The 3816-nt window shown below is 67.5% G+C and carries 2 protein-coding genes; both read right to left on the reverse strand.

What is annotated here, in order from left to right; all coding sequences use genetic code 11:
* Positions 1 to 3504 (reverse strand): non-ribosomal peptide synthetase (locus G6048_RS47240; protein ID WP_165345776.1); only part of this gene is annotated, 3504 nt, incomplete at its 3' end.
* Positions 3492 to 3816 (reverse strand): hypothetical protein (locus tag G6048_RS47245; protein WP_206343009.1); only part of this gene is annotated, 325 nt, incomplete at its 5' end. The genes G6048_RS47240 and G6048_RS47245, both read right to left, overlap by 13 nt.

Below are 3816 nucleotides of genomic sequence, written 5' to 3' on the forward strand. Positions count from 1 at the left end.
CGCCTCCCCCGCCACCGACGCCACCCGCGCCAACTCCTCACCCTCCACACCCGCCACATCCACCCGCACCACACACTCCTCCACCGGCACCGACCCCACCGGCAACACCTCCAACCCCCAACCACCAGCACTGCCGCCGGTGCTGGTGCTATCCGCGCTGGTGCTATCCGTGCCGGTCGTGCGCAGGCGCAGGACGTCGTGGTGGTCGGTCAGAGCCCGCAGCCCGGCACAGATCCCGGCCAGGTCCAGCCCCTGCGGCACGGGCACCGCCATGGACTGGTTGAACCCCTCCACCGGCCCCGGAACCTCAGCCAGCCACCGCATCACCGGCGTCGGGACCACCTCACCGACACCCTCACCATCACCGACCACACCACCAGCAGCCTCACCGGCCACCACAGCCAGCGCCGCCACCGTCTGATGCTCGAACACCAGACGCGGACTGAGCTCCACCCCCGCACTCCGCGCCCGCGACACCAACTGGATCGAGGAAATACTGTCCCCGCCCAACGCGAAGAAACTGTCATCAATACCGACCTCCGCCAGCCCCAGCACCTGAGCGAACAGCCCGCACAACACCTCCTCCCGCCCCGTACGCGGACCACGCCCCGACGTCATGCCCGACACATCCGGCACGGGGAGCGCGGCACGGTCCAGCTTCCCGTTCACCGTCAACGGCAGAGCCTCGAGGGCGACCAGGACCGAGGGCACCATGTACTCCGGCAACCGCCCCCGCAGGCCTTCCCGCACCGCAGCAACATCCACCCCACCCGCAGCGACACCCGGCTCCGCAACGACATAACCCACCAGCCGCTTGTCACCCGGCCGGTCCTCCCGCACCACCACCGCCGCCTGAGCCACACCGGGCTGCTCGGCCAGAACGGTTTCGACCTCCCCGGTCTCGATCCGGAAACCACGGACCTTGACCTGATCATCCGCGCGCCCGACGAACTCCAGCTGCCCGTCCGTACCCCACCGCACCAGATCCCCCGTGCGATACAACCGCCCACCGGCCGCACCGAACGGATCCGCCACGAACCGGCCCGCCGTCAGACCCGCACGATTCAGATACCCCCGCGCCAGACCCGCACCACCCACATACAACTCACCCACCACACCCGGAGCCACCAACCGCAGCCCCCCATCCAGCACATACACCCGCGTGTTCCACACCGGCCGGCCAATCGGCGGAACCACCCCACCCACCAACACATCACTCAGGGTGACAGCCACTGTCGTCTCGGTCGGGCCGTACGCGTTGAAGATCCGCCGGCCCGCCGACCACCGCGCCATCACATCCGGCGCACACGGCTCACCACCGATCGCGAGAACACCCACCCCAGGCAGGTCGGCAGCATCCAACGCAGCCAGCACGCTAGGGGCCAGAAAGACGTGAGTGACGGAATACTCTTTCGCCATGCTCGTCAGGCGGCCGACCACGTCGTCCCTCGCCTCCGCGTCCGGCACCACCAGGGCCGCACCGGACAGCAGCACGTCGGCCAATTCGGCCACCGACACGTCGAAACTCGGCGAAGTGAATTGCAGAACCCGACTTCCAGGACCGATACCGAACCGGTTGATCTCCGAGGCAGCCAAGCTCCCCAGTCCGGTGTGCGGGACCACGACGCCCTTCGGCCTGCCGGTGGAACCCGACGTATAGATCACATACGCCGGGTTCCGCAGCCTCAGCGGGGCGAGCCGTTCCTCATCAGAGAGGTCACCACTCACCACCGAACCAGCGGCCGCGGCGATGTCGAGGTCCCGGACGTCATAGGACGAGACTCCCGACCCCGCTGCCACATGGCGGGTGTCCGCCGTGGTCAACACGCACACGGGGCTGGCGTCCTGGAGCATGAACGCGATCCGCTCGCCCGGGTAGTCGGTGTCGATGGGCAGGAAGGCGCCGCCGGCCTTCAGGACCGCCAGCACCGCCACGACCATGTCCGCCGACCGCGGCAGCGCCAGCCCGACCAGACGCTCCGGACCCACACCGTGACCGATCAGCACGCGAGCGAGCCGGTTCGCCCGGGCATTCAACTCGCCATAACTGACACGCTCGTCGCCGCAGATGACCGCGACCGCATCCGGGGTCCGCGCCACCTGAGCCTCGAAGAGTTCCGGCAACGTACCCTCTGGCACCGCACGAGCCGTGTCGTTGAACTCAACCAGCAGCCGCTCACGCTCCGGCACGTCGAGTACGTCAACGTCACCGATCCGCTGACCCGGCTCAGCGACCATGGCCTCGACAACCCGCCGCAGACGCTCCAGCATTTGGCGGACCGTGGTCACGTCGAACAGATCTGTATCGTGCCCCACGTCCAGTCGAAGCTTCTCCCCGGGCATCACCGCCAGGTTCACGGGGTAGTGCGCTTCGTCTCTGCCTTCGCCTCCGGTGATCGTCAATCCGCCAGGAATATCGGCGCTGTCGGCGGCAACGGGGTAGTTCTCGAACACGTAGAGGGTGTCGAAGAGTTCACCCTGGCCGGCCGCACGCTGGATGTCGGTCAAGCCCAAGTATTGGTGATCACTGAGCCGGGACTGCTCCTCCTGCACCCGGGCCATCAACTCGGTCAGCGACTGCGACGGATCGAGCCGGACACGCACCGGAACCGTGTTGATCAGCAGACCGACCATCTGCTCAATACCGGGAACCTGCGGCGGACGCCCCGACACGATGGCGCCGAACACAACATCTTGCTTGCCCGTCAGCCTGGCCAGCAACAACGCCCATGCGCTCTGCAGAACCGCGTTGACCGTCAGGCCATGCCGACGCGCCAGTTCCTTAACCCCCGCGCTGGTCACGGAACTCAACTCGACCGTGGTCCGCGCCCGTTCACCAGTTCCTGAGCGGTAGCCGACGGGGGCGAGGCGGGTCGGTTCCACGCCGGCCAGGGCTTCACGCCACACCCCCTCGGTTACGCTCCGATCCTGCCGTGCCAGCCAGGCCAGATACGTCCGGTAAGGCACCGGCGCGGGCAGCGCACTGTCGTCCCCGCCGCGCCCGTACAGCTCGAAGAGTTCCCGCAGCACCAGCGGCGTCGACCAGCCGTCCAGCAGAATGTGATGATTCGTGATCACGAGCTTGTGCCGGTCGGGGGCGAGGCGGATCACCAGGAAGCGCATCAGCGGCGCGCTGGCCATGTCGAAACGGGCAGCCCGTTCCTCCTCCAACAGCCGCGCCACCCGCTCACCCTGACCGGCCCCGGAGTACTCACTCAGATCGACCACACGCCACGGCAACACCGAGCTCTTGGCGATCACCTGGACCGACTCACCGTTCTTCCGCTGGCGGAAGCACGCTCGGAGACTGGCATGCCTGCCCACCAGCACCTCCGCCGAACGCCGCAGCACCCCCGCATCCAGCGCACCGCTCAGATCGAAGGCCAGCTGGACGTTGTAGATGTCGGCGGCGTCCTCGTCGAACAGCGCGTGGAACAGGAGCCCCTCTTGCAACGGCGACAGGGGCAGGATGTCCTCGATCTTGGAACGCTTCACTTCTGCCACCCGTTTTCCGTCTCGAATTCTTCTTCAAGTCCGTCGAGTTCGTCCTGGTCGAGGGTGACCAGGGGGAAGTCGGAGGGGGAATGCCCGCCGGCCTCCGGCAGGGCCGCATGCCCGGCCAGGACCTCCAGCATCCGGACCCACAGATCAGCCAGCTCCTGCACCTGCTCCTGGTCCAGAAGATCCCCCGGCCAGGACCATGCCGCATCCAGACGCACGTCCTCACCACCGCCATGCGCGATCGCGTTGATCTCCAGACAGTGAGACATCCCCATGCCCGGATCAGCCCCGACGGGTACGCCGACGGTGGTGCCG

Origin of the sequence: Streptomyces ureilyticus (assembly GCF_011045025.1) — a bacterium.
Taxonomy (GTDB): domain Bacteria; phylum Actinomycetota; class Actinomycetes; order Streptomycetales; family Streptomycetaceae; genus Streptomyces; species Streptomyces ureilyticus.